This window comes from Enterovibrio norvegicus DSM 15893 (genome assembly GCF_900115495.1).
GTDB lineage: Bacteria > Pseudomonadota > Gammaproteobacteria > Enterobacterales > Vibrionaceae > Enterovibrio > Enterovibrio norvegicus.
Genome location: NZ_FOWR01000007.1, coordinates 38,822 through 63,402, shown reverse-complemented (window position 1 = coordinate 63,402; position 24,581 = coordinate 38,822). Strand labels below are relative to the sequence as shown.

Annotated in this window: 18 protein-coding genes and 1 tRNA gene; 6 read left to right on the top strand and 13 right to left on the bottom strand. The window is 47.8% G+C overall.

The window, feature by feature from the left end:
* Window positions 1-45: 45 nt before the first annotated feature.
* Window positions 46-1,062, bottom strand: coding sequence for a glycosyltransferase family 4 protein (locus BM082_RS05980; protein ID WP_017012952.1), 1,017 nt, complete (start codon window positions 1,060-1,062; stop codon window positions 46-48).
* A gap of 498 nt (window positions 1,063-1,560) precedes the next feature.
* Between BM082_RS05980 and BM082_RS05975 the strand changes: the two genes are divergently transcribed.
* Window positions 1,561-2,505, top strand: a complete 945-nt coding sequence (locus BM082_RS05975; protein WP_017012953.1) for an NAD-dependent epimerase/dehydratase family protein — start codon at window positions 1,561-1,563, stop codon at window positions 2,503-2,505.
* A gap of 106 nt (window positions 2,506-2,611) precedes the next feature.
* Here BM082_RS05975 and BM082_RS05970 read toward each other — a convergent pair whose 3' ends face one another.
* The 9 genes from BM082_RS05970 to BM082_RS05925 all read right to left on the bottom strand — a co-directional run bounded on the left by BM082_RS05970 (window position 2,612) and on the right by BM082_RS05925 (window position 16,314).
* On the bottom strand, window positions 2,612-4,048 hold the full coding sequence (locus tag BM082_RS05970; protein ID WP_074925796.1) for a sigma-54-dependent transcriptional regulator: 1,437 nt from the start codon (window positions 4,046-4,048) through the stop codon (window positions 2,612-2,614).
* Window positions 4,049-4,202: 154 nt separating this feature from the next.
* On the bottom strand, window positions 4,203-7,256 hold the full coding sequence (locus BM082_RS05965) for a PAS domain S-box protein (protein WP_244275948.1): 3,054 nt from the start codon (window positions 7,254-7,256) through the stop codon (window positions 4,203-4,205).
* A gap of 186 nt (window positions 7,257-7,442) precedes the next feature.
* Window positions 7,443-8,978: a SpoIIE family protein phosphatase gene (locus tag BM082_RS05960; protein WP_074925788.1), complete on the bottom strand. Its 1,536-nt coding sequence runs from the start codon at window positions 8,976-8,978 to the stop codon at window positions 7,443-7,445.
* A gap of 3 nt (window positions 8,979-8,981) precedes the next feature.
* Window positions 8,982-9,689, bottom strand: a complete 708-nt coding sequence (locus BM082_RS05955; protein ID WP_017011175.1) for a P-loop NTPase family protein — start codon at window positions 9,687-9,689, stop codon at window positions 8,982-8,984.
* Complete coding sequence (locus BM082_RS05950) at window positions 9,689-11,800, bottom strand: SLBB domain-containing protein (protein WP_017011174.1); 2,112 nt, start codon at window positions 11,798-11,800, stop codon at window positions 9,689-9,691. Before BM082_RS05950 ends, BM082_RS05955 begins: the two co-directional genes overlap by 1 nt.
* A complete protein-coding gene (locus BM082_RS05945) occupies window positions 11,800-12,609 on the bottom strand; it encodes an OmpA family protein (RefSeq protein WP_017011173.1) in 810 nt (269 codons plus the stop codon). Before BM082_RS05945 ends, BM082_RS05950 begins: the two co-directional genes overlap by 1 nt.
* A 79-nt stretch (window positions 12,610-12,688) precedes the next feature.
* Window positions 12,689-13,015, bottom strand: coding sequence for an STAS domain-containing protein (locus tag BM082_RS05940; protein ID WP_017011172.1), 327 nt, complete (start codon window positions 13,013-13,015; stop codon window positions 12,689-12,691).
* Between the two features lie 256 nt (window positions 13,016-13,271).
* Entirely contained in the window at window positions 13,272-14,663 is a 1,392-nt protein-coding gene (locus BM082_RS05930) for an aldehyde dehydrogenase family protein (RefSeq protein WP_074925784.1), read from the bottom strand.
* A 13-nt stretch (window positions 14,664-14,676) separates the two neighbouring features.
* Window positions 14,677-16,314 (bottom strand): acetolactate synthase large subunit, encoded by a 1,638-nt coding sequence (locus BM082_RS05925; protein WP_074925780.1) that lies wholly within the window; start codon window positions 16,312-16,314, stop codon window positions 14,677-14,679.
* A gap of 365 nt (window positions 16,315-16,679) precedes the next feature.
* On the opposite strand from BM082_RS05925, the gene BM082_RS05920 reads away from it, so the two are divergent.
* Window positions 16,680-16,770 (top strand) — tRNA-Ser (locus tag BM082_RS05920).
* A 224-nt stretch (window positions 16,771-16,994) separates the two neighbouring features.
* On the top strand, window positions 16,995-18,512 hold the full coding sequence (locus tag BM082_RS05915) for a DEAD/DEAH box helicase (protein ID WP_017011168.1): 1,518 nt from the start codon (window positions 16,995-16,997) through the stop codon (window positions 18,510-18,512).
* Window positions 18,513-18,670: 158 nt separating this feature from the next.
* Here the strand turns inward: BM082_RS05915 and BM082_RS05910 are convergent, their stop codons facing one another.
* Complete coding sequence (locus BM082_RS05910; protein ID WP_017011167.1) at window positions 18,671-19,585, bottom strand: LysR family transcriptional regulator; 915 nt, start codon at window positions 19,583-19,585, stop codon at window positions 18,671-18,673.
* A gap of 149 nt (window positions 19,586-19,734) precedes the next feature.
* On the opposite strand from BM082_RS05910, the gene BM082_RS05905 reads away from it, so the two are divergent.
* A complete protein-coding gene (locus tag BM082_RS05905; protein ID WP_074925775.1) occupies window positions 19,735-20,676 on the top strand; it encodes an NADP-dependent oxidoreductase in 942 nt (313 codons plus the stop codon).
* 58 nt (window positions 20,677-20,734) lie between these two features.
* Complete coding sequence (hchA, locus tag BM082_RS05900; protein ID WP_074925771.1) at window positions 20,735-21,589, top strand: glyoxalase III HchA; 855 nt, start codon at window positions 20,735-20,737, stop codon at window positions 21,587-21,589.
* A gap of 96 nt (window positions 21,590-21,685) precedes the next feature.
* Here hchA and BM082_RS05895 read toward each other — a convergent pair whose 3' ends face one another.
* Together BM082_RS05895 and BM082_RS05890 are read right to left on the bottom strand one after the other, a co-directional pair.
* Window positions 21,686-23,062: a permease gene (locus tag BM082_RS05895; protein ID WP_074925767.1), complete on the bottom strand. Its 1,377-nt coding sequence runs from the start codon at window positions 23,060-23,062 to the stop codon at window positions 21,686-21,688.
* A gap of 210 nt (window positions 23,063-23,272) precedes the next feature.
* On the bottom strand, window positions 23,273-23,524 hold the full coding sequence (locus tag BM082_RS05890; protein ID WP_017012964.1) for a hypothetical protein: 252 nt from the start codon (window positions 23,522-23,524) through the stop codon (window positions 23,273-23,275).
* 607 nt (window positions 23,525-24,131) lie between these two features.
* Here BM082_RS05890 and BM082_RS05885 point away from each other — a divergent pair.
* Complete coding sequence (locus BM082_RS05885; protein ID WP_017017346.1) at window positions 24,132-24,566, top strand: DUF4402 domain-containing protein; 435 nt, start codon at window positions 24,132-24,134, stop codon at window positions 24,564-24,566.
* Window positions 24,567-24,581 lie beyond the last annotated feature (15 nt).

Below are 24,581 nucleotides of genomic sequence, written 5' to 3'. Positions count from 1 at the left end.
AGAGTCGGCGCGACGCCAATTCGTCATTCTGATAAAGGAATTTGGTCATTTTGCGAAAGTGGCATAATCCGCAAGTAATTTTGGTACGACGGCTTCCGTTGAAAAGCGCTGTTTGACCGTGGCGATGGCTTCTTTGCTCCACTGCGCTTTTTGTACGCTATCTGACTGTCGCCAATCTTGAATGGCAGAGATCATGCCTTCCATATCCCCTTGTTTTACCAGCCAACCGTTTTCATTTGGCCTGACGAGTTGATCCAGTGAGCCAACATTAAACGCGACCACTGGAATGCCGCGCGCCATGGCTTCAAGCGCTGCCATCGGAAGGCCTTCTGCGCGTGAAGGGATCACCAACAAGCCAATACGTGGCCACACATCGTGCATTTCTTTTTGTACACCATGAAATTCAAGGTTATCTGGGGCTTTTTGTTCAAGTTCTGATCGTAATGGTCCATCGCCGTAAACATGGAAGTCGAGGTGTGGGAAGCGCTTTGACAGCACGCTAAAACGATCTGGCGCTTTCTCTTTACAGAGTCGACCTACAAACGCGATCTCTGTACCGAAAGATGGGGTGATTTTGCTGGTGTCTACGAAATTATCTGCCAATTTTGCAGAACACGGTAACGTAGACAGTATTGGGCTGCTCACGGCGTAAACATGGTTAGCGAGGAAAGCCGTATGACGATCAAACCAGTCATACCATTGGAGTTTGCCTTCTTTCTTTTCACCACTGTGAAAGGTGCTGGCACAAGGTACTTTCATTAATCGCGCGATAGGGCGCACCAAAATGCCGGCTTTGTAACCGTGGGTATGAATCACATCGGGTTTTTCTTTTTTTAGCGCTTGCCACAAAGAAGCAATGCGTCCATCAAGCATGATGCAATCTAATCCTGAGAACATGAGTCTGCGTTGAAGAGGGTGTTCGCCGTAATTTTGAAGAAACACGATGCTGACTTGATTGTTGGCGGCTTTCAGGCCAAGCGCGAGTTGTTCAACATGGGATTCAATGCCACCAAAGCCGCGGCTGTCTAAAACGATCCATATGTTATTTGTTCTCTTTTTCATGTCGCCCTCCACGTTTACCGTCAGCGCGAGCAAAAAGGTCTTTATTCGAAAAGGCTCGCGAGAACGATGTAAATTGCAAAGTTAATGCCAGTTCGGCATATGGAGAGAGTGAATATCGGTCAGCCGTTGTTCTCAGAAGACTTAGCGGTCTTTTGATGTCGAAAAGCCAGTCACATACACAATGGATGCGTATAGCTGCACCCGAAAATTCTCATTTTGATGAAAAGAGAGCGTCATTTTGCGAAAAACATGTTTTGTAGGCATTCAAACCGCAAGTCAGATTGAGCAAACAAAGGGTGAACCTTGTGAGCAACAGACGGTGATTCCGTGTTTTTTGTCTTCCAACGATGAACATTAAGAATTAAATGCATCTGAGTGCGTATGGCATAAAACCTAGGCCAAATGCTTTTGGACAATAAAAAATAATGGGGCATGAAGTAACTTGGCAAACACTTTGCATCGATCGAGTCAGCTCACTCTTTTTTTGCAGAGGCAGATATGGCAAGTTACCTAGTTACAGGCGGTTGCGGTTTTATTGGTTCACATTTGGTCGAATCTCTCCTCGCAGATGGTCACCACGTTCGCGTTGTCGACAACCTTTCCACGGGTTCCCGTGACAATGTACCCCGCCACTGTGAATTGCGGGTGGCCGACATTTCTGTTCCTGATGTACTCGATGATGCAATGGAAGGCGTTGATGGCTGTTTTCATTTGGCAGCGGTCTCGTCTGTTCAACGTTCTAATCAAGAGTGGATCGAGACTCACAATATCAATCTAACGAGTTCAATCCGCGTGTTTGATGCTGCCAGGGCGGCCAAGACCCCAGTTGTTTATGCATCGTCGGCTGCGGTTTATGGCGACAATGCAGAATTGCCCTTATCCGAGCGTTCGACAGTTCGCCCGCTCACAGCTTATGGGGCGGATAAACTAGGCTCTGAATTGCACGCAAGAGTGGCATCTTTAGTGCACGGCGTGCCGACGACGGGCATGCGCTTTTTCAACGTGTTCGGTCCGCGCCAAGACCCCAAATCCCCTTACTCCGGTGTCATTTCTATTTTTGCAGACAAAGTGTTGGATGGGCATTCACTCACCATTTTTGGTGACGGTGAACAGACGCGAGATTTTATTTACGTGGGTGATGTGGTGCGGTTCCTTCGTGCGGCAATGACAAATGTGTCTGTGTCTCCTGACGTTTTTAATGTCTGTCGCGGAGAGGCCATGTCAGTGAATCAATTAGCGACAATCCTTATGTCTATCACGGGCTCACGCGTGGCCATTGAACATATGCCGGCACTACGTGGTGATATTCGAACGTCTACCGGGAGTCCGTCACGCGCCACAAAGGAATTAGGGTTAGTGGCAAAAACCAGTGTGACGCAAGGTTTGAGACAGTTGCTGAATCATTTGACTGACAGCGATAAATCGAGATTATCTGTGGGGTAAATACTGTGGACTGTACAAACAAAAAACGCCGCGACAAATGAAGCGGCGTTTTTTTGTTTTGTGTAAAGCAGTTGTTGAAACATGTTTTGAACGATGTTCTCTAGTACTAGGCGTTATCTGTGTCGGTTTCCCAAGCTTGTTTCTTGCGATATAGCGTAGAGGGGCTGACTTTCAACAACACTGCAGCTTTCAGAACATTTCCGCCACAAAATTCGATGGCTTGTTGTATTGCTTCCCGTTCCACATCTTCCAATGGCCGAATGTCTGAGCTTTCCACGGGCGCGGCATGCGCGGTGGATTCAGACGCATCTGGCGTGGGTTCAACAAAGGTTGTGGGTGCCAAAGAACGGATTTCTTGATCGCTGAGCGTTTCATTCAGTGGTGGTGGCAGTTGCTTGATAGACACTGCATCACCGTCATGAAGAACAACCACATTCCGAATAACATTTTGCAACTGCCTTACGTTACCCGGCCAAGGGTAGTGACGAAGTACCACCTCTGCTTCCGGTGAAAATTGTGTGAAGGATTTTCCTTCTTCATTGGCATAGGTGCGTAAGAATTTCGTGGCGATGGTAAGAATGTCATCACCACGCTCTCTAAGCGGCGGCAAGGCAAGGGGAACGACATGCAATCGGTAGTACAAATCTTCTCTGAATTTACCCGCAGCCACTTCATGCAAGGGATCTTTGTTGGTGGCACAGAGAAAACGAATATCTACGCTTTCCTCTTTACTGCCCCCGACCTTTTGATAGCGCCCAGTTTGGATAAAACGCAGCAGTTTTTTTTGTAGGTCCAAATCCATTTCGCAGATTTCATCAAGGAGCAATGTGCCACCATCGGCTTGCGCGGCTGCCCCTTTTCGCTCGCTGCTTGCACCTGTAAATGCACCTTTAACGTGGCCGAAAATTTCGCTTTCCATGAGGTCGTGGGGAATAGCACCACAGTTGAGGGCGATGAACGGTGCTTTTGTGCGAGGGCTTTGGGCATGAATGGCTTCAGCGCAGACTTCTTTACCCGTGCCGCTTTCGCCGGTAATAAACACAGTCGCTTTGCTGGGAGCTGCGGCATCAATAATACGATACACGTTCTGCATAGGAAGACTTGCACCGATAAAACCTTGATACGTATTGCGTTCGAAGCTGGTTTTGATGTCGTCGACGAGATGCTGCAAACGTACGTGCTCTAGTTGGTTTTTCAACGTGGTTTTAAGGCGTTCAGCACTCACTGGTTTTTCTAAAAAATCATCCGCCCCTTGCTGCATCAGCTCTACAGCGGTGTTTACAGATCCGTGGCTTGTAACAACGATGACGGAGCAGGGAAGGGCTTGTTTTTTTATCCAACTAAGCACTTCCTGTCCGGACATGTCTGGCAATTTAAGATCAAGCATGATGAGGTGAGGCGTGGATTTTTCGAGGTAATCCAGAGCCTGTTGACCCGTCTCTAGGCAGACCAAATCGATAGGTTCACCCGATAAATACTGGATATACAGGTTAGCTAACGGCTTTGAATCTTCAATGAGTAGTACTCGGTATTTTGACTTCATGGTGCATGCGTCCCTTGAGATGTCTACCTACGCCGACCCCATTGCTCGAGGGTTAGGGTATTCTGTTTGATTAAATCATATGCAAGTAAGTGTACGACAGTTTGGTCAAAAACCAAGTGTGTCAGCATAAGAATCACGCTTTTAAATCAACTGGTTACTTCATCGTTAAACCGCGTTGTAATCGCTTATCCAGAGCGTCGAATGATGCATCCGCCGTGGCGGCAAGTTGTGTTGCTGTGTCGAGCGCCTTATCAAAGGATTGCTCTAGGCAAAAGGCTTCAATGCTTCGGCAAAGTTTGCACAAGGCAGCATTGCCATGCGCCGCAGCGCTGCTGCCCAAGGTGTGAGCCTCAAATTCTAGGGTGTAAAAATCTTCACTTTCTGCTGCTTCAACCAATTTGAGCACACGTATTTTTGCATCTTCTATATAAAAGGTGATCAGATTTGGGGCGGCTTCTGCGGATGTGTCAGACACCAATTGCTGTAACGTGGGCTCATCAACCAATTTATTCTGTGGAGGGCAGTCTGTTGCGCTGCCAGAACCATTATTAGTGTCACCCTGCCCACGAGCCGAAGAGGTTTGGTGTTTAATGATGTCTCGTTGATTGCCCGCTTTTGAAGCATGATCTTGCCAGCGCCCTAAACAATCGAGAATGGATTGGCGCGTGACGGGTTTTGACACAAAATCATCCATCCCTTGGTTTAAAAAGTGTTCTTTATCGCCACGAATAGCATGTGCGGTTAATGCGACGATGATGACGTCTTTGGTGGGTGAATCCATTTGTCGGATCCGTTGTGTGGCTTCAACGCCATCCATTTCGGGCATCGAAATGTCCATAAAAATGATGTCGTAAGGAATTTTGCTGACAGCGTCCACCGCCTCTTGTCCATTGCTGACAATATCAGCAGAAAGCCCGGAAAATTCGAGCATAGTGCGGAGCACCACTTGGTTGGCGGGGTTGTCTTCTGCCAATAATATTCGTATTGAACTGCTGATTTCTGCTGTGCTGCCAAGGGTGGGGTTTGATGTGCTAAGGGGGGCACAATCTTCTTTTTCAGCGAGTTTGAGTTCCAATGTAAGGGTAAACGTTGAGCCAACGTCTTTTTGGCTATCAACCTCGATTTTACCCTTCATGAGATTCACGAGTTGCTTACAGATCGCCAGTCCAAGACCGCTGCCTTCATGGCGTCTGTCATAGGTATTTTCCGCCATAGTGAACTCATCGAACAAGTCGGTAATGTGCCCTTGGTCAATGCCTTGCCCTGTGTCGGAAACATCAATTTGAAGCTGACAAGCATCGGTATACAAGCGTGCACATTTGATAGAGACAGTGATGCTGCCTTCTTGCGTGTATTTGATGGCATTCGACATTAAATTAAGCACGATTTGACGAATGCGGTCTCCGTCCCCAATGAGATACTGAGGCGTGTTATCAGCAAAAATAACATTCAGTTTTAAGTTTTTGTTCGCCGCTTGAGGGCGCAGAATGTCTAAGGTCTGTTGGAGTAATTCAACAATATCAAACGGGTTTTTCTCTAGCGTTAATTTACCTGCTTCCATCTTAGAGAAATCCAAGACATCGTTGATGATCGCAAGCAACAGCTCGCCGGATTCTCGTGCCGTTTGAACCAACCCCAACTGCTTGACGTTCAGCGGCGTTTCTTTCAATAACCCGAGCACACCCAACACACTGTTCATGGGGGTGCGAATTTCATGACTCATGGTAGCCAAGAAACGGCTTTTCGATTCGTTCGCGCTTTCCGCTTCATGCTGGGCGGTACGAAGAATACGTTCATTGTGCTTTTGTTCGGTTAAGTCGAAGAAGTGCGCCACATAGTGGGTGAGGGTGTCGTCTTCATCACGCACTGCAGTCATGCTCATTCGAACGGGAAGCTCGTTACCATCCCGGTGACGGAGCGAAATCTCACCGTTCCATCGTCCTGAGTCGATCAAGGTTCGCCAAATTTGCTTGTGGAACTGAATGTCTTCTGGATTGGCAGAAAGCGTGCGCGGCTTTTCCCCTTCGACTTCAGCACTTTCAAATCCCGTGATGGAGGTGAAAGCAGGGTTGGTGCGAATGATGTGTCCTTTTGCATCAGAAATGAACATGGCTTCTGACGATTCGAAGGCGTGTGCCGCGATTTTGAGCTCGGTTTGGTCTTTCAGTCGCTGCGTAATATCGCGCATATAAGAAACGAAAATAAACCCCTGCTTTGTTTTTGCTGGGGAGATTGACACTTCAATCGGGAATTCACGGCCACTTTTTCGAACGGCTGGTAACTCGATACGTTGATTGAGAACTGGGCCATCGCCTGATTCGAGGAAGTGCTGCATGCCTTTAATATGGGATTCACGCAGAGCAGGGGGAATGAGGGTGTCAGCAAGGCGTCGACCCACTATTTCGTCTCTGTCCCAACCGAACAGTTGCTCGGCAATAGCGTTGAACTCGATGATGATGTCTTGGTCGTTCGCCACCACAATCGCATCCAATGACGCGTTGTAGATCGCCACGTTCTTTTCTTCGATTTGCTGTGCTTCTACATAAGAATACTTTTGGTCTCGAATGGAATTCTGGAGCTGCTGGTAGCTCTTATCGAGCTTTTTCTGCATGGAACTTACCATGTCTACCGTGGCTTCAATTTCATCTTGGAAGAACATATTGAAAGACGAAGGATCGCTATCCTTTTGACTGAGTTTTTGCAGTTTTCTTAGTGGGCGCGTGACCGCGAGCATCATGATGTACATGGTAGCGATGGCAAGCAAACCGATGCCTGAAGAACTCCAAATCAAAAATTGGGCGATAGGCGACGCGACGGCATCAGAATGATGATTTCTGAATCCGATGATAACGTCACCAGACTTATCATCAGGTGACCCAATGGGGTATTTGGCAATCGTGACATCATTCATCTGCGTGTCAGAACGCTGAGTATGCGCGAGCACACGTCCATTTCGCTCGATGGTAAGGAATGCGAGGTCTGAATGCTGAATAAAGCGCTCAGCCTGTTGGTGTAGGGTATTGAGATCGTTTTCTTCCATCGGTACTTCGACGGCAAAGGCAACAAGTTCTGCCACTTCGTTCGAGCGATAAGCCAGCTCAGCTTCTCTTGCTTGTGACAAGTATTGAAATGCATAGCTGATGAACAAAACGAGCACCACAGTAAAAATGATCATCGTGGCAAAAACGGCTTTTAGCCTTATATTCAAATCACACCCACCTGGCAAAGTAAAAAAAATGAGACGAAAGCACCATAAATGAGAGCTTTTATGACTTTGAGTTTAGTACAGATATTTCGGTGAAGATGAATGACGCTATGATCTCGATCCGAGGTGTTTCGGGGATGTGATAAAAAACACATGGCACCCTATGTGCCATGGTGATTTCACGTTCTTTTATTGGTTGTCAGCACGTTGTAATAACACCAACGTTGTGTCGTCTTTGTTTTGTTCTCCTATGTCATCAAACACGCGCATCACTTCCTCCGCCGCTTCGTTTGACGGCAGTGAAAGCGTGTTGTACAACGCCTTAATAACCTTATTTTCTAGTATTTTACGTGCTTCATCATCTTCCGCAGATTCAAACAATCCGTCGGTATAGAGGGCAAGTCGTTCGGAGTGATGGAGGGTGATGGACACGGTGTCATAACTCGCGCCATATAACACACCCGGGAGAATACCTCCGACGCTGACTTCTTTCGTTCCAGTGGGCGAAATGAGAAATGGCGCAGGGTGCCCCGCAGAGGCGATATCAATTCTACCGCCGTTCGACATGGCAACGGAGCAGCAGGTTAAGATCACCTGAGACAATAAACCATCCTCAAGAGCGCTGTCTGACAAGCGGCTTAACAGCGTGGCACAAGGATCATCTTGGTCGTCGATGTGATACATCAAACCGCGCAGGTAACCGCCAAACGCATAAGAGAAAAACTTGGCCGCAACGTCATGGCCCATCACATCAACCATATTGAGCATGAGGTGTTTGTCGGTATCGCGGTGTAACACTAAATCACCGCCGCCAATGCCTGTATTACGGCTGACGACCGCCATTTCCCAGCCGTGTGCTTTGCGCGGTAATGATGGGGTTAACGCGTCAGTGATACGTTTGTTTACGCGGTCTGTTAGCTGGCGATAAATTTGGTCTGAGCGGTTGAGCACCCGTTTCACGCTTTGCATGAGTGAAGATTTGCTGACCGGTTTCACCATGTAGTCATCAATCCCTAAACCTAGTGCGCTTTCCCGCGTTTCAGGATTGTCGGCATAGGTGAGAAAAATAAAGGGTGTGAGTAGGGTGTTGGTTTGTTGGTGAAGGGCTCTTTTGAGGCTTAAACCATCCATGCCAGGCATGCGAATATCGGAAATGACGAGGTCAACATCCTGCTTCAACAGCATTTCGAGTGCCATTTCACCGCTTTCAGCTTCGATGACTTGGTAACTCTCGGACAAATAAGCGCTGTAGAGGCGACGCTGGCAGATATCATCATCCACGATCAAAATGCTGGGTTTGGATATCTTCTTCTCGATGTGCCATGTCAACGATAGGGTGTTGGTGTCAAACATCTCTCTGACTTTGTACGCCATGTCATCGGTCAAGCTATGAATGAGCGCGAGACCGCGACCACCCACTTTTTCTTCAAAGGTATCGAGCGTTTGTACGCGATTGACGAGAGTAGGGTTCCAACTTTGTCCGTCATCGCTTAAATGCAATTCCCACCCAGAATCAGTGCATTTCAACTCGACCAAGATAAAGGTGGGCTGCGGGCTGGTATGGTTGACGAGATTTGCTCCGGCTTCGGACAAACAAAGCTGTATCTTGTTTGACAGGTGGTCAGACACGCCGCGCTGTCTCAAGGTGTCAGCTACCAGCTTTCTTGCTTGGCTCACGGATTTCAGTGAGGCTGGACGGCATTCGTGGTGGACGACAGATACCATGCATTAAATCTCCAAAGACAAAAGGTGGCTACTTAACACCATTTTTCTGAGTTTTCCTGCGAGCTTGGGTAAGCGTTTTTTGAGGCGACCAATTTCGCGAAGAATTTCGACCTTCAATGAGGGATTGTTTTTATCATTGATCACGCTGCCTAGGATGTGTGCGCCTGCATCGTTGAGCTTTTTAACCGACTCGGCTGCCATCGCGGTGGTTGTTTGCCCTGCCATTACCACAAAGATTGTACCATCGGCCGCAGCCGCAACACGTTCTGGTGGAATGTTGTTGGCATTCAAACGCGACATCGGGGAAGTATCAAAAATGACGAGGTCATAGTCTTTATGCCATTCCTCCAAATAGGCTTCTAGCGAACCTGGGCGGCGTAATTCCATGATGGTCTCGCGTTTCGATGGTGCAATGATGCCGGTGAAGTAAGCGTGTTCACCTGCTACGCCGACTAACTCGGGATTGGGTAGCAAACCTCGCTCACTTTGTACGGTTGTCATCCCCTGACTTTCAAGGCTGGGGTGATAAAGGTTGAGGTCGACCACCAAGGTCGATTTTCCCGCAAGCAAAGAACGTTGAGCGATGGCTGTTGCGAGAGATGTGACGCCTTCCCTTGATTCTGTCGAAGCGAAAGCAAGGGTTTTATAGTCGTTACGGATAACCTGAAAATAGATGCGTTCGACTTCAAGGTTGAGCGGAGGAATATTCATTAGAGTATACCTACAAGTGCTGCGATACCTGCGATCTGGAAGATATCGGTGATCCCTTGGCGAATTTTCTCCGCCGTGCTTTCTTCTTTCGTTGGGACGTAAACTGTGTCGCCTACTCTCAGTACTGGAAGGTCTTGGAATCGCGCGGTACGGCTGAATTCTGACAAATCAAACGTGCGGGCTTGGTCACGACAGCAAGACATGTTCACGACCGTGATTTTCTCGATGTAGGCGTTGGCACTTGGGCCGCCAGCTTCTGCAAGCAAATCGAGGATCGTCATGTGGTCGTCAAAGGTGTAGCGCCCTGGTCGATTGATTGCGCCAAGGACACGGATGGTTTCTTCTTTTGGTCTATCGAGCCAGTTGCGGTTTTTCTCTGGAATATAAATGGTGTCACCCATTTTGACGTCAGGAAGCAAGGTGGAATCACCGGTTTCAAAGAACATAGCAAGATTAAGTCTGCTGACACGAGCGTGTTTGCCGTCTAAATGGGTCACACGGATATTGTGCAAGTCGGCATTCGCCGTAGGGCCGTCTGCAGCAGAAAGAATATCGAGAAAGTGCATTTCATTGGTGAAACGGTAACGTCCTGGGGCGCCCACTTGACCGAACACGTAAATGGAGCTTTCTGAGCTTTGGCGGATCCATTTGGATTTGTTATCGACAGGATCATCCGGTAAATCATGAACGCGCACGGTTGTGCCGGCCCTGACTGGCGGAAGGTCTGAGTCTGGGCGACCTTCTTTGAGGAATACATCAAGGTTGAACGTATAAGATTTCGATTTGTTTGCTGATACTGGGGTAACCACTTCAATCTGGCTGGTGTCAGCACGGCTTGTTGGGCCACCAACGTGCGCGAGCAAATCCAGCAATGACATTTCATCAGACCACTCTATACGGCTAGGGCGGAGCACTTCACCGATAATGCGCACCGCACGGTCAGGTTGGACTTTAAGCCAAGACTTTTCGTTCAAATCGAGTTTCTCAGGTACAAATATCGCATCACCGGGCTCAATGTTTGGTGGGCCACCCACCATCTTTCCTTCGGTGAAAAGATTCAGGTCAAAAGGGACTGTCGTTCCATCGGCTTTGATTACGCGAATTTGACGGCTTTCGGCAAAACGGGTTGGGCCCCCAGCATTCGCAAGAATATCGATAAAGGTAGCGTCATCTTTCCCTTCATAAGCACCGGGTTTGGCAACTTCCCCCATCACATAGACGGTGTTTGAGCCTGTTTTGATTTCTTCTTCTTGTTTGGGGACGAAGATGGTTGAGCCTTCAACGATGTTCGGTAACAAGGATTCATCACCGCTGTCGAGGTACTGCTTTAGGTTAAAGGTGCGTGGCTCGTTGGAAGAGATAACGCGGATTTGTTCAACCGAAGCATAGCGGGTCACACCGCCCGCGCGCATCAATAAATCCACAAGGTTGTTCTCTTCTTTGGCGGAGAAACTGCCGGGACGAATCACTTCACCAAAGACTTTAATGGCTTTTCTGTCTTCCGCAGCATCACCAGAATCAGCTAACGCCGCAGGGTCGAAGTTTTGCTCTACGTTCCCGATCATGGGGGAGGCTGGAATGAAAAGGGTATCTAGCGAGTTTAATGTTGGCAGTAAAGAGTCATCGCCAGTATCAAGGAATTTTTTGTAGTCGAAAGTGAGCACTTCACCATTTCTGCGCAACTGAAATCGGTCAAGTTGTGCGCCCGTACGAAGGCCGCCTGCAGCGTAAAGTGCCATTTGGATTGACGCATTTTGTTTTAAGGTGAATTCACCCGGATCTTCAACATAGCCTTGGATCGTCACAAGCAGCTGGCGCTTGCTGACAAACACCTGCAAAGAGGAAAGGTCGCGAAAGACAGTTGACAAGGTTTCTTTTACAGCCTCAGCCAGTTCTGGTTCGGTCTTTCCCAGTGCTTGTACCATACCGACCTCGGGGAGTGTTAAACGTCCCTGACGATCGATTTGGAATTCTTTGTTAAGGGTGACCTCGCCCGGCAACATGATGGCGATTTGATCGCCGATCTGTGCCCGATATTCATCGGCGCTCGCAGTGAGGGAAAAGCCCAATGCGTGTGTGACGAGGATGAGGAGTAAGATGATCTTTTTCATCATAGACCTCCAGCATGCATTTTTCTCTTAACGTCCGCTTCGACCAACTCGATGGAAACACGACGGTTGGTGAGACGGACTTCGGGTTGGTTGCCTTCAAAGAGTGGGTCTGTTGCGCCAACGGCGTCCACAGTCAGCCGCGAAGGTGCAATACCAAAAATCTGCAAATAACGCTTCACTTGATTTGCACGCGCTAGAGACAGGGCTTTATTTTGGGGGCCATTACCGACGGAATCCGCATGACCAGTAATGTGTAAATCGTATTGGGTAACATCGCGCAGTAGGGTAGCGGCTTCCGCTAAACGCCCCATGTATTTTGGGTTCACTTCAGAGGAGTTAAAGGAAAACTGATTGTCGGCATTAAGCAAACCGTATATCTGGGCGGCGAGTTCCGCTGCAGATTGGAAGCCAATAGACCCCGGTGGGATACAGGCTTTACTTCCGCGAACGGCATCAAGTTGCTTTTCGAGTCGTTCGAGAGTTGTTCGTTGAATAATGAGGTCATTGGCGGCGTCAAATTCTAGACCACCTTGAAGCTCACGAACAATGCGGTTTTGCATGCGTCTTGCTTGAACCACAGTGGCGGGAAAGCAAAGCTCTGCACCTTCTAAGATGAGGATGTCGAGATGTCGTGACGTGAGTTCCCATTCGAAACGCAGGCCGTGTTCTGGCCCTAAAGGTTCGTCTGCCATCACGGGGGTTAGTGATGAATAGTTGTGTTCTGCCATGCCACCTTGGCCATGGTCAGGAAATGCCGAGCAACCAGAAAGAACGACAATGGGCAGAATCAGAGAAAATAGCGTACGCATGCCTCGCCTCCTTCTTGCGTTGAAAAATCCGTCTATTTTCTGTTTGCTTTAAGGCAAGATAGAAGACGGGGACAACGAATTAGCTAACGGTTGAAGCCGGTTTAACTGAGATCGCGCTGTTGATGCGAAGCAGCTGGATAATTTCCATCGGCTGACCATGCACCTGTATGAGCGAAAGTGCTTTGCCTTTAGCTTTTAATCGTTTGAAGAGGAAAACAATGGCACCGATACCAGAACTGTCGAGAAAGTCGACATTGTGGAGGTCGAGTGTAATGTCTTTCGGGGTTTCATCGTTCACGAGTTGGTCTAGCTCTGGTTGGATTTCACTGCAACCTTGTGCATCCATGTCGCCACAAATAACGAGAGTGAGTGTGTCGTCGGGTTGTTGAATATGTTCAATTTGCATGATTTCCTACCTCCCCTGTATAGATATATGTCTTAAGCGAAAACTATGCCAAGAATTTCATATTGAATAAGATCAGAGGCTTATGGCTATGCATTGCATTGGGAGCTAGCAATTTTGCAATCTGACAACGATTTTGGGAAAGTGGAACTGACATCTTTATCGCCTTAATTTGTAGCCATTGGTTTTTTGTAAAACCGTTTTTATTGTTATCTTGTTCTTGCAGGGTCATGTGATCCTGCAAGAACGATAGCCTCGACTACAAACTGGGGCTCTTGAAGACCAGCATTTTATCTCTGGTCATTTCATGCATTGAATATTGAATGCCGCCTAGGCCAATGCCTGATGCATCGCGTCCACCAAATGGCATCCAATCGACGCGAAACGCTGTGTGGTCATTGACCATCACAGCAGTGGCATTTAATTGCTGCGTAAGCGATAGTGCATCTTCCAAATCATTCGTGAAAACGGATGCTTGGAATGCATAAGGGAGCGCATTTGCACGTCTTACCGCATCGCTTTTCTCGACATAGGAATACACACAGATCACAGGGCCAAAGATTTCGTTTTGTGAAACGCGGACATCGTCAGGCGGATTAAGCAGCACCGTTGGTGCGTAACAGCTGTCAGACAACCGTTTACCGCCACTGATCAACTCAGCACCCGCAGCGACCGCTTCATTCACCCATTCTTCGACGCGATCGACTTCTCGAGGCAGAATGAGGGGGCCAACTTCTGTTGAAGGGTCAAGCGGATCGCCCACCTTCATTTGATCCCCAACTGCTGCAATGCGCACGGCCAATTCACGGCAGAATCCCTGCTGCGCATACACGCGTTGTACTGACACACACACTTGGCCCGCATGGTAGAATCCGCCTTTGGCGAGGCTAGGTACAACCTCATCAAGATTGGCGCTGTTATCGACAATAACGGGCGCAGCGCCACCATGCTCTAGGGCGCAGCGTGTACCTGGTGCGAGCTGCGAGCGCAACATCCATCCGACATTGGCTGAGCCAATAAAGGAAAGGAAGTTAATGCGTGGGTCTGACACCAGTTGGCTGGCTGCGTCGTTGTCCGTGACTAACGCCTGACACCAACCTTTCGGTAACCCGGCTTCGTGCAAAATTTCCACAAGGCGTAGACACGACAGGGGCGTTGTCATCGCGGGTTTAATCAACACCGGACACCCAACCGCAATGGCTGGAATGACTTGGTGAATGATCAGATTAAGTGGATGGTTAAAGGCGCTAATGGAAGACACAACGCCAATAGGTTCACGTATCGTAAAGGCGAGGCGATTTACTGATGCGGCAGTTTGCCCCATCGGAATTTGCTCGCCTTTGATTTGCGCCATGTGTTCAATAGCAAGCTTGACACCGTTTATGGCGCGAAGTACTTCGACTTTTGAATCGATGTAAGGTTTCCCGCCTTCTTTGGCAGCTAAAAGTGTTAGCGCTTCAACCTGATCAGACATGATGCTGATGGTTTTTTCTAGAATATCGATACGCTGGTGGGCAGGCAACCAAGCCTGCCGATCCAAGAATAATGCATGAGCGTTGGCGATTGCCGTATCGACATCGCTGGCGCTTTGCATTGGGATGGTCTTTATCAGCCCGCTATCAAACGGGCGATAGACACTCAGTTCCGTCATGGTCATTTCCTTTCTATTTAATGCCCTCACTTTCCTTAATCAATACGTTAAGAATGGAGTGGTTAAGTGAGTAATCGACTGGGAGATCAATCAAGTGAACGCCTTTTGAATTCAGTGCATGTTTTAAGATGGACTGAAATTCATCATGGCTGTCAGGTCGATGACCGATTGCGCCAAAGCTATTGGCATATTTGACGAGGTCGGGGTTATTGAAGTCGAGGCCATAATCCTCAAAGTTCATGCCTTCTTGCTTCCACTTGATCATGCCGTAGGCACTGTCATTTAAAATGATAACCACCAAGTCCAGACCCATGCGCACAGCGGTTTCAAGTTCCTGCGAGTTCATCAAGAAGCCGCCATCACCGTTAACGGACACCACTTTTTTGGTTGGGTTGAGTTGTTTTGCTGCCATTGCTGACGGCAAACCCGCGCCCATAGTGGCGAGTGCGTTATCAAGAAGCAGGGTGTTGTTGGTGTAGCACTGATAATTGCGGGCGAACCAAATTTTGTAGACCCCGTTATCCAGCGTCACAATGTCTTCATCGTCGAGTTGGTCACGAAGAATTTTCACCAAACGCTGAGGCAACATAGGGAAGCGGCGATCTTCAAAATATTTGGTGGTGCGCTGATCGACATTCTCTTTTACGCGTTGGAAGAAGCTAAGGTCTTGGTTCAGTTTGCCCACTTTTTCCGTAAGGCGGTTCACTGAAGAACAGATATCACCCACGACATTCAATTGCGGGAAATACACTTCATCGGTTCTCGCCGCGAAGAAGTTCACATGAATGACTTTCGTGCCGCCTTTTTCCATAAAGAAAGGCGGTTTCTCGATCACATCGTGACCCACGTTGATGATGAGGTCTGCTTTTTCGATGGCGCAGTGCAAGAAATCGTGGCTTGAAAGCGCGGCAGTACCAATGAAGCGTTCATGGCGCTCATCCACAACCCCTTTGCCCATTTGCGTGTTAAAGAAGTAGATGCCGGTTTTATCGATGAAATCTTTGAGCGCTTGACTTGAACGTTTCCGGTTTGCACCTGCACCAATCAGTAGCAGCGGCATTGTGGCATTTTTGATCATATCCGCAGCTTGCTCGAGGCTTTGCATGTTCGCATCGGGGCGGCGATGGTGAACGGTATCAAAAATGGTCGCGGCTGAATCTTCGTCAGCAATGTCTTCAGGCAGTTCTAAATATCCTGCTCCTGGACGTTCTTCTGAACACAAGCGGAAACACTCGCGCACCATGGCGGGCACATTGTTTCCGTCCACGACTTGTTCGGAATATTTGGTGATGGGTTTCATTAGATTGACGACATCGACGATCTGGAATCGACCTTGCTTACTCTTGCGAATAGGCTTTTGGCCACCCAGCATCACCATGGGCATCGCGCCCAATTGCGCATACGCTGCAGCGGTGACAAAGTTCGTTGCGCCGGGGCCGAGGGTCGACAAACATACACCCGGCTTGCCCGTTAGCCTGCCGTAGGTGGCAGCCATAAAACCTGCGGCCTGTTCGTGCCGAGTGAGGATAAGTTCGATTGGGGAATCTTTCAGCGAGTTGAGAAAATCGAGGTTTTCTTCACCCGGGATACCATAGATGTATTCAACACCTTCATTTTCGAGCGCTTTTACAAACAAATCTGAAGTTTTCATTATGGTTCTCTCGTCGTCTCTCATTACAAACCCACGCTCACATCCATTCGGGGGTAATGCAAAGACTCGGTAAAACGCATTAAACGTTGCACCTTTGAGAATCTCATCCCTAATGAATTCAAAACGCAATTTACCTGTTAATAACACAAGGCTTTTTTCGAAAGTGTAGTATCTGAGACAGAAAAAGGAGCAATTAACGACTAGCTTGCGCCGGACGGAGCACAAAATGAGCGTGCTAGTGCAGTCGGATCGAGTTGGAGGGGCAGAATTGGTGTTAACTGTTCAAAAACTCCGCACTTAATGCATTTTGATGAAATTAACCCTTTACAGCACGCCATCAGCCCATTATTATGCGCACCACTTACGGAGAGATGGCTGAGTGGTTGAAAGCACCGGTCTTGAAAACCGGCGTGCGTTTATAGCGCACCTAGGGTTCAAATCCCTATCTCTCCGCCACATTCGAAATAGCCCGCCTGCTCTTAGAACAAAGAGCGCGCGGGCTTTTTCATTTCTGCTGCTTGTAAACAAGACGCAGCTGGCGACACGTTTCCAATCATTCGATTCAACGTAACATGAATACTAAAGAAGCTAAGTGCTTTGCGTATGTCATGTTTTTCGAAGTTGGAAATAGCAATGCTATCTCGCCAGAAATATTAGATATTTTACAGAGAATCGAATTTATGGGTTTCACCTCGTTAGGTCTATCTGCACCAATCCTCAAAGCCATTGAAGAACAGGGTTATGACACACCGTCGCCGATCCAAGCTCAAGCGATCCCTGCTGTTCTTGAAGGACAAGATGTAATGGCTGCAGCCCAAACGGGGACAGGGAAAACAGCTGGTTTTACGCTGCCAATTCTTGAGCGTTTAAGTGCTGGGCCGCGTGCTAAAAGCAACCACGTTCGTGCGCTTATTTTGACGCCGACTCGTGAGCTTGCCGCTCAGATTAATGACAACGTTGTTAAATACAGCCGTCACTTGAACGTGAGTTCTTACGTTGTGTTTGGTGGTGTGAAAATCAACCCTCAGCTTTTACGTCTTCGTAAAGGGTGCGACATTCTGGTGGCAACACCGGGTCGTTTGATTGATTTGTACAACCAAAACGCAGTGAAATTTTCACAGCTTGAAGTGCTTGTATTGGATGAAGCTGACCGCATGCTGGACATGGGTTTCATTCGCGACATCCGCAAAGTACTTGCTCTGTTGCCAAAACAACGCCAAAACCTGCTGTTCTCCGCGACATTCTCTGATGAGATCCGTGAGCTCGCGAAAGGGTTGGTGAACAATCCTGTTGAGATTTCAGTGACGCCACGTAACTCAACAGCGCAAACCGTTGAACAAAGCATTTATCCTGTCGACAAGCGCCAAAAAGCGCCAATGTTGGTTCGCCTGATCAAAGAAGGCGATTGGCGTCAGGTCTTGGTATTTAGTCGTACTAAGCACGGTGCAAACAAACTGGCACATTACCTGAACGATCAAGGCATTACTGCGGCACCGATTCACGGCAATAAAAGCCAAGGCGCACGCACTAAAGCACTGGCAGATTTCAAATCAGGCGAAGTACGCGTATTGGTAGCAACGGATATTGCAGCGCGTGGTATTGATATTCCACAGCTTCCTCAAGTGGTTAACTTTGACTTGCCAAATGTGGCTGAAGATTATGTTCACCGTATTGGTCGTACAGGCCGCGCAGGTGAAACAGGCAAAGCTATTTCGCTAGTATGTGCAGACGAAACGATTGATTTGTTTGGTATTGAGCGTTTAATTCAACAAGTATTGCCACGTGTTGAAATGGACGGCTTTAAACCTACCAATCCGATCCCTGAGTCTCGTTTGGATAGACGTCCAATGAAGAAACCGAAGAAGCCTAAGACGGGTCATTCTGACGGCCAACGCTCTGGTGAGAATGCACGTGGTCATAAACCATCAGGCAAGAACCCACGTCACTTCGGTGGACAAAACAAAGAGGGTGGCGCACAAGGCGAAGGCCAACGTCGTCGTCCTGCACAAGGTCAAAGCCAAGGGCAAGGTCAATCAGAAGGTGGCCAACCCGCGCGCGGTAACAGTAGTCACCGTAACAACGGTTCTAACCGAGCCAACAGTACAACGCGCAGTGGCGGCAATGGACGTTCAGGTGGTGGTAACGCGAAACCTGCACAGCGTCGTCAACAACGCCCAGCACCAACAGGCAATGCGTAATCGCTAACGCTTAAATGTGAAGAAAGCCGCGGTATTTCGTTCTTTGGAGCGGATTGCCGCGGCTTTTTTGTTTTTAGTGATCCGTGAGTTTAGCGAGCATAGCTTTTAGCGAGCATAGCACTTAGCGATCGTAGCTTTAGCGAACAAAGCAATAGCACTTAGCGATGAAACGTAGAGGGGGCTTTCTCAAGCAGAAAGTCTACCAAGGCACGGGTTTTAGCCGGGATAAACTCCCGTTCAGGGTAAACCACATAGGTCGGGAGGCCACCCACCGCCTGATACTCTTCAAGTAATGGCACGAGTTTTCCCTCTTCGATGGTGTTCCCTAACAAACCTCTGTCGAGCAACAGCACACCGATATGGTCCAATGCCGCTGAGACTAGCACGCCGGGGTCATTGACGGAAAAGGGCCCTGACACAGTGACGTCTTCTTCTCGGTTGTTCCCGATAAACGACCAGGTGTTCATGGTGACTTTCGTGCTGCGGTAATAGAGACAAGGATGATTGAGCAAGTCTGATGGTTTTTTTAACGGTGGTGCGGTTTCCAAATACGTTGGGCTGGCGCAAAGCACCCAAGACACATCCCCAAGCTTCCGCGCGATCAAAGTTGAATCTGGCAAATACCCCACACGAATCGACACATCGATGTTTTCGGCAACCATATCGACGAAACGGTCTTCTAACTGCAAGTTAATGGATACATCCGGATAACGTTTTAGGAACTCAGTCATCAACGGCGTAATGTGTATTCGTCCTTGTGCCGCAGGGCAAGAGACCTTCAGTTCCCCCGCCACCACAGACCGAGAGTCTTCGCTGATGTGCTCTATGCGCTGGAGCGCTAACTCGACATTGTGCGCTTCTTGCAGCACTTTTCGTCCGACGTCTGTGAGCATGATCTTGCGGGTCGTTCGGTTGAAGAGTCGCGAACCAATTTTCTTTTCTAGCGCCGCGAGCTGTTTACTGACCGATGACCGGCTGATCCCTAATAGTTGTGCTGCTGCCGATAAACTTCCCTGCCGGTTTATATGAGAAAAGAGAATCAATTCCTGCATATTTTCATTTTTTAATGCCATATTTGCACCAATTGTTTCCAATGTGTAAACAATATAGTGATGGTTTCGTGTCTAATCAAGCGGGTAAAGAAAGGATACGATTTGCTCACATTGATACTCAACAGCGCTTGGTTGTTTGGGTATGTAAACAAACCCAAAGGAGAAGCATGATGAGCAATGTAATGAAAGCAGTACAGATAAGTGATTTTGGCGGTCAGAACGTGCTTGCGTTAAACACGGTTGATATTCCAACACCCAAGGTCGACGAAGTGTTAATCAAAGTACGTGCTGCATCAGTAAACCCTGTTGATTGGAAAATCCGTGAAGGTTACTTACAACCATTGCTCAATCACTCACTGCCTTTAACCCTTGGCTGGGATGTGGCTGGTGAAGTGGTCGCGACGGGCAACAATGTAACAAGTCTTGCTATCGGTGATGCGGTTTATAGCCGCCCAGAGATCGCAAATAACGGCAGCTATGCAGAGTACATTGCTGTTTCTGCAGACGAGGTTGCCATCAAACCGGCGTCACTAAGCTGGCAAGAGGCTGCTGGTGTACCGCTTGCAGCGTTGACTGCATGGCAAGCTTTGAATGAATACGTGCAACTCAAACAGGGGGAGCGTGTACTCATCCATGGCGGTTCTGGAGCGGTAGGTCAGTTTGCTATTCAATTGGCCAAACTTCGCGGCGCAACGGTGTACACCACGACGTCTTCACGCAACACTGAACTTGTGTTGGGGCTTGGCGCTGACCATGTGATTGACTACCGTGAAAAAGATTTCTCAACACTTGAAGATTTGGATGTTGTGTTTGACACCATTGGCGGTGAAACGCAGGACAACAGCTTTAAAACGCTGAAAAAAGGCGGTCGCTTGGTCTCGATTGCGAAGACACCTGAAGAAGACAAAGCGGCGGCGTTCGGTGTGAATGCATCATTTTGCTTTGTTTTGCCGAACCGCGCACAGTTGGAAAAATTGGCAGTGCTTGCTGATGCAGGCCAGTTGACGGTCACTATCGATAGCGAATTTGCCTTAAACCAAGTTGCAGACGCCCACGCTCGCAGTGAGACAGGTCGAGCACAAGGTAAGATCATTATTAATGTTTCTGCATAAAGTTGAAGAGGGGATTTTGTTTCTCCGTTTAACGATGTGCTTATAAGGATATTTGGATATGTTGAAAAAGTTATTTGGCCTTGCCCCTAAGCGTGAATCTGATGGGTCTTACTCACCGTCGAAGCTTGCATTGAAACTTGCTACGTCTGATAAAACAGATTACGAGAGCGTGACGTATCGTCAGTACGAAGGCAATCGCTCAAAAGTGTTGGTGATTTTTACTGAACAAAAATACATGGAAATGCAAAATGGGAAACAATTCTCGACAGGAAATCATCCTGTAGAAGCTTTGCTGCCGATGCTGCACTTAACAAATGCGGGCTTTGATTTCGATATTGTCACACCGACGGGCAAGCCTGTGATATTCGAAATGTGGGCGTTTCCCAACAAAGATGACAAAGTCATCGCATTCTTTAACGAATACAAATCACGCTTTGAGCAACCAGGATCGCTCGGAGACTTCGTGAACACGTCGCTCAGTGAGAGCGATGCGTATGCGGCAGTTTTCATTCCGGGTGGGCATGGTGCCATGCTGGGCATTCCGGAAGACATTAACGTAGGTAAAGCACTGCGTTGGGCGAACGACAATGGCTTGTTCACTATCACGCTTTGTCATGGTCCGGCTGCATTGCTTGCAACGTCGTTAGAGGGAAATGAATTCCTTTATGCTGGTTACAAGATGGCCGTGTTCCCTGATTCCGTGGATGATGTCACGCCGAAAGTGGGTTACCTGCCAGGAAAAATGCCTTGGGGCTTGAGCAAAAAACTCGAAAGTCTTGGCGTTACGCTAATGAATACTAAGTCAGATAAGACGGTGTGTCTTGACCGACAGCTGATCACGGGTGCAAGCCCAATGGCGGCAGATGCACTAGGTAAATTAGCGGCAAATACCCTGCTGGATTCACTGAAGTAACGCGAGCCGATCCACTTTGCTCGCTCGGTGAGTTCACTCTATTTTGTCATTCGGCGAGTGTGTTCCATTGAAACACACTCGCGCCTCGTTTTACGCCTACATCGCCATTCCCATTCCAGCATTGGCTTTCTTACCCAAGCGATAAAACCAAATAGATAACGGTATAAAGATCAGATTCATGATTGTTGTGGTGTTCCAACCAAATCCATCTTGGATAAGAGGCCGCAAATTCTGAGATTGCGTAGCGATATCCAGCCCGTTAAAAACCGCGTCTACGCACAGACCAGTAAAGAGGATTGAAAGGAACAGCAAGCCGACAATCCATTTGGTGGGCCGTGTGCCGTAGTATTTTTGGTAGACGCGTATCATGGGGATTGTCAGCACATCCGCAAGAATAAAGCCAATGACCCCGCCGAAGGAGATGCCTCCATGCCACAGAGCTGCAGCCAACAACAGATTTCCGACTGAGCATACGTAGGCAATCATGGCGACGAAAATACCAATAACAACATCGAGCAATGAATGCAGCCAAGTGGGAAGTCCAACACTGTCGCTGATGAACAATAGGCGCCACCCCTCGAGGGGAACAAGGCTGATCAAGAGAGATGATACAAGGACGCCAATGGCGATCTCTTTGCCGATCATGGCAAGATCCATGTGGAAGAAACTGGCCGAAGACGTGATCTTCTTCATCGTGGCGGAAGGGAATATCTCTGCTGGGCCTTTTTCGTCGTTATGCTTCTTGGAAGACATATCCATGCCGCAATCGCTGTCTCCATGCTTCATAGAAGACATGTCCATGCCGCAGTCACTGTCTTCATGCTTTATGGAAGACATGTCCATGCCGCAGTCACTGTCTTCATGCTTTATTGATGACATGTCCATACCGCAGTCACGGTCTTCATGCTTCATGGAAGACATGTCCATGCCGCAGTCACTGTCTTCGTGCTTCATGGAAGACATGTCCATGCCGCAATCACTGTCTTTTACATTGTTCTGTGATTGTTCCGCATCGAGTTTGTCACGCAATGAGCGTTCGACATCTTTGGGGTAGAAGCGATGGAACATGATCGCCACCGTCATGATCAGAATAAGCCCTCCGAGTACCTCTCCCCATAAAAAGGTCCAGCCCAACAATGCGACGAGGACGATGAACATCTCAAGAATTAAATTGGTGCTCGAGACGAGAAAGGCGATGGCATTGGCAAGCGTCGCTTTTTTGGTCAACAGGGTGTGAGAAAGGGAAGCTGCAGCGTAAGAACATGATGAAGACATGACACCCAAGAGTGTGGCGAAGGTTAGGCTTTTAATATTGGTTTGGCCTAAGTGTTTTGCGACGGTGCTGACAGGCAACAAGTGCCGCACGAATGAAGACAGCATTAAACCAAATGCCAACGGCCAATAGATCTGCCATATCATATTGGCTAGAACATCAAAAAAGTGGAACAGGATATTCTCTTGTTCTTCTCTCATCGTCATACCTATCACGCCAATAAAACTGGAGTAAGCATCGTCGCCTCCAAGCCTTTAATTTTGCGGTATAGCATCTAGTTGTCTTCGTTGTCATAAATCAGAGAAAAGCCCGACAGGCACGGGCTTGGGTCAACAGTTATCTGGAGAACGACGATATTGCGGTAATAAAGTTAGATAAGAGGCAGTATTGCGTGCCCCATAAAGCGGAAATTACTCATCGTCTTCTTCGTCAGAGCCCATCACAATGGTAACGGGACCGTAGTAGTGATGATGATGGTGTGTTGTTCGATGATGGTGATGCGTACCTTTGTGTGAATTAACGCCACCATGTAGATGGTGTCCATGACTCGGTTCATGTTCGCGATATTCCAGGTGATCTTTATCGTGTTTGTGCTCGACGTCATCACCATATTTGTGCGTCATGGATTCATGGGTTGATACTTTGGTTTTTTGTGTTGCCATTGGTAGCCTCCTATCGTGAGTCCGAGTAATTGTAGTTATCTCCCCGAGAAACCCCTTCTCAATGTCTAAAAAAGCGTATTTATATTCAGTGTGGTCAACGTAAGTTCTAAATACCTGTTCTTATGTCTCATGTTGAGGCTAGGTGTGGGGGAGTATTTTACAGATGAGCATGAAGTAGGGCTTGTAGGCCATTTCTTGTTGGTCTTATAACGTTGTTATAGCTTTGCCATTCATGCCACATACCAAACACAGTGTGACTATATTTTTAGATCTTTTTGGTGTGTGTTGATTAATGCCTTCCTTCATTTTCAGATTGTTATCTTAGTATGGTGGCTCGGAGTGGCTTCAAATACGTAGTCGCTCCACTTAATAACTGATGTGCATTAACCTTGAAGTGTGACATTTGTTCCATTTATCGATCTACTGAAAATATTGATAAATAAAAATTAATAAAAGTATTAATTGGCGTGTACTTTTATTTCTGAGGCGATTTTAATTGTGGTTTTACTAATATCGTCTCACAAATAATAAAATATAAATCACTTTATTTTTTTGTCTTAAAAATGATGCGTGATTTTTCTTGAAATAAATATAAAGAGGTTGAGCTATGGATGGTTTATTTAAAGTTGCAGTTGTTTCTGTATTCACTTTTGGTGCTACAAACGTACTGGCTGTGAGTGATACGTTTAATGCGACGTTAGAAATAAAGCAGGCGATATCAATGACAAAAACAGCGGATCTAGACTTTGGTTTGATTACCTCAGATCAAGCGACAGATGTTGTTGTAGCCAAGTCAGATAGTGGTGCAGCTGCATTCACTATCAATGGTGGAACAGGTGCAGTTGTTGATGTTGCGATTTCAAACACCAATTTAGTTAATGGGGCAAATACGATTCCAGCAGAGTTCAGTTTCGATTCCAACCTGACATTAACAGGTGGAACCGCTGAATTAAAAATTGGTGGTACTGCAAAGACAGCCGGCGCAACATTAGTTGCGGGTACGTATTCGGCTAACGTGCCTGTTGATGTTACTTATCAATAGTGAATCAAGTGGCAT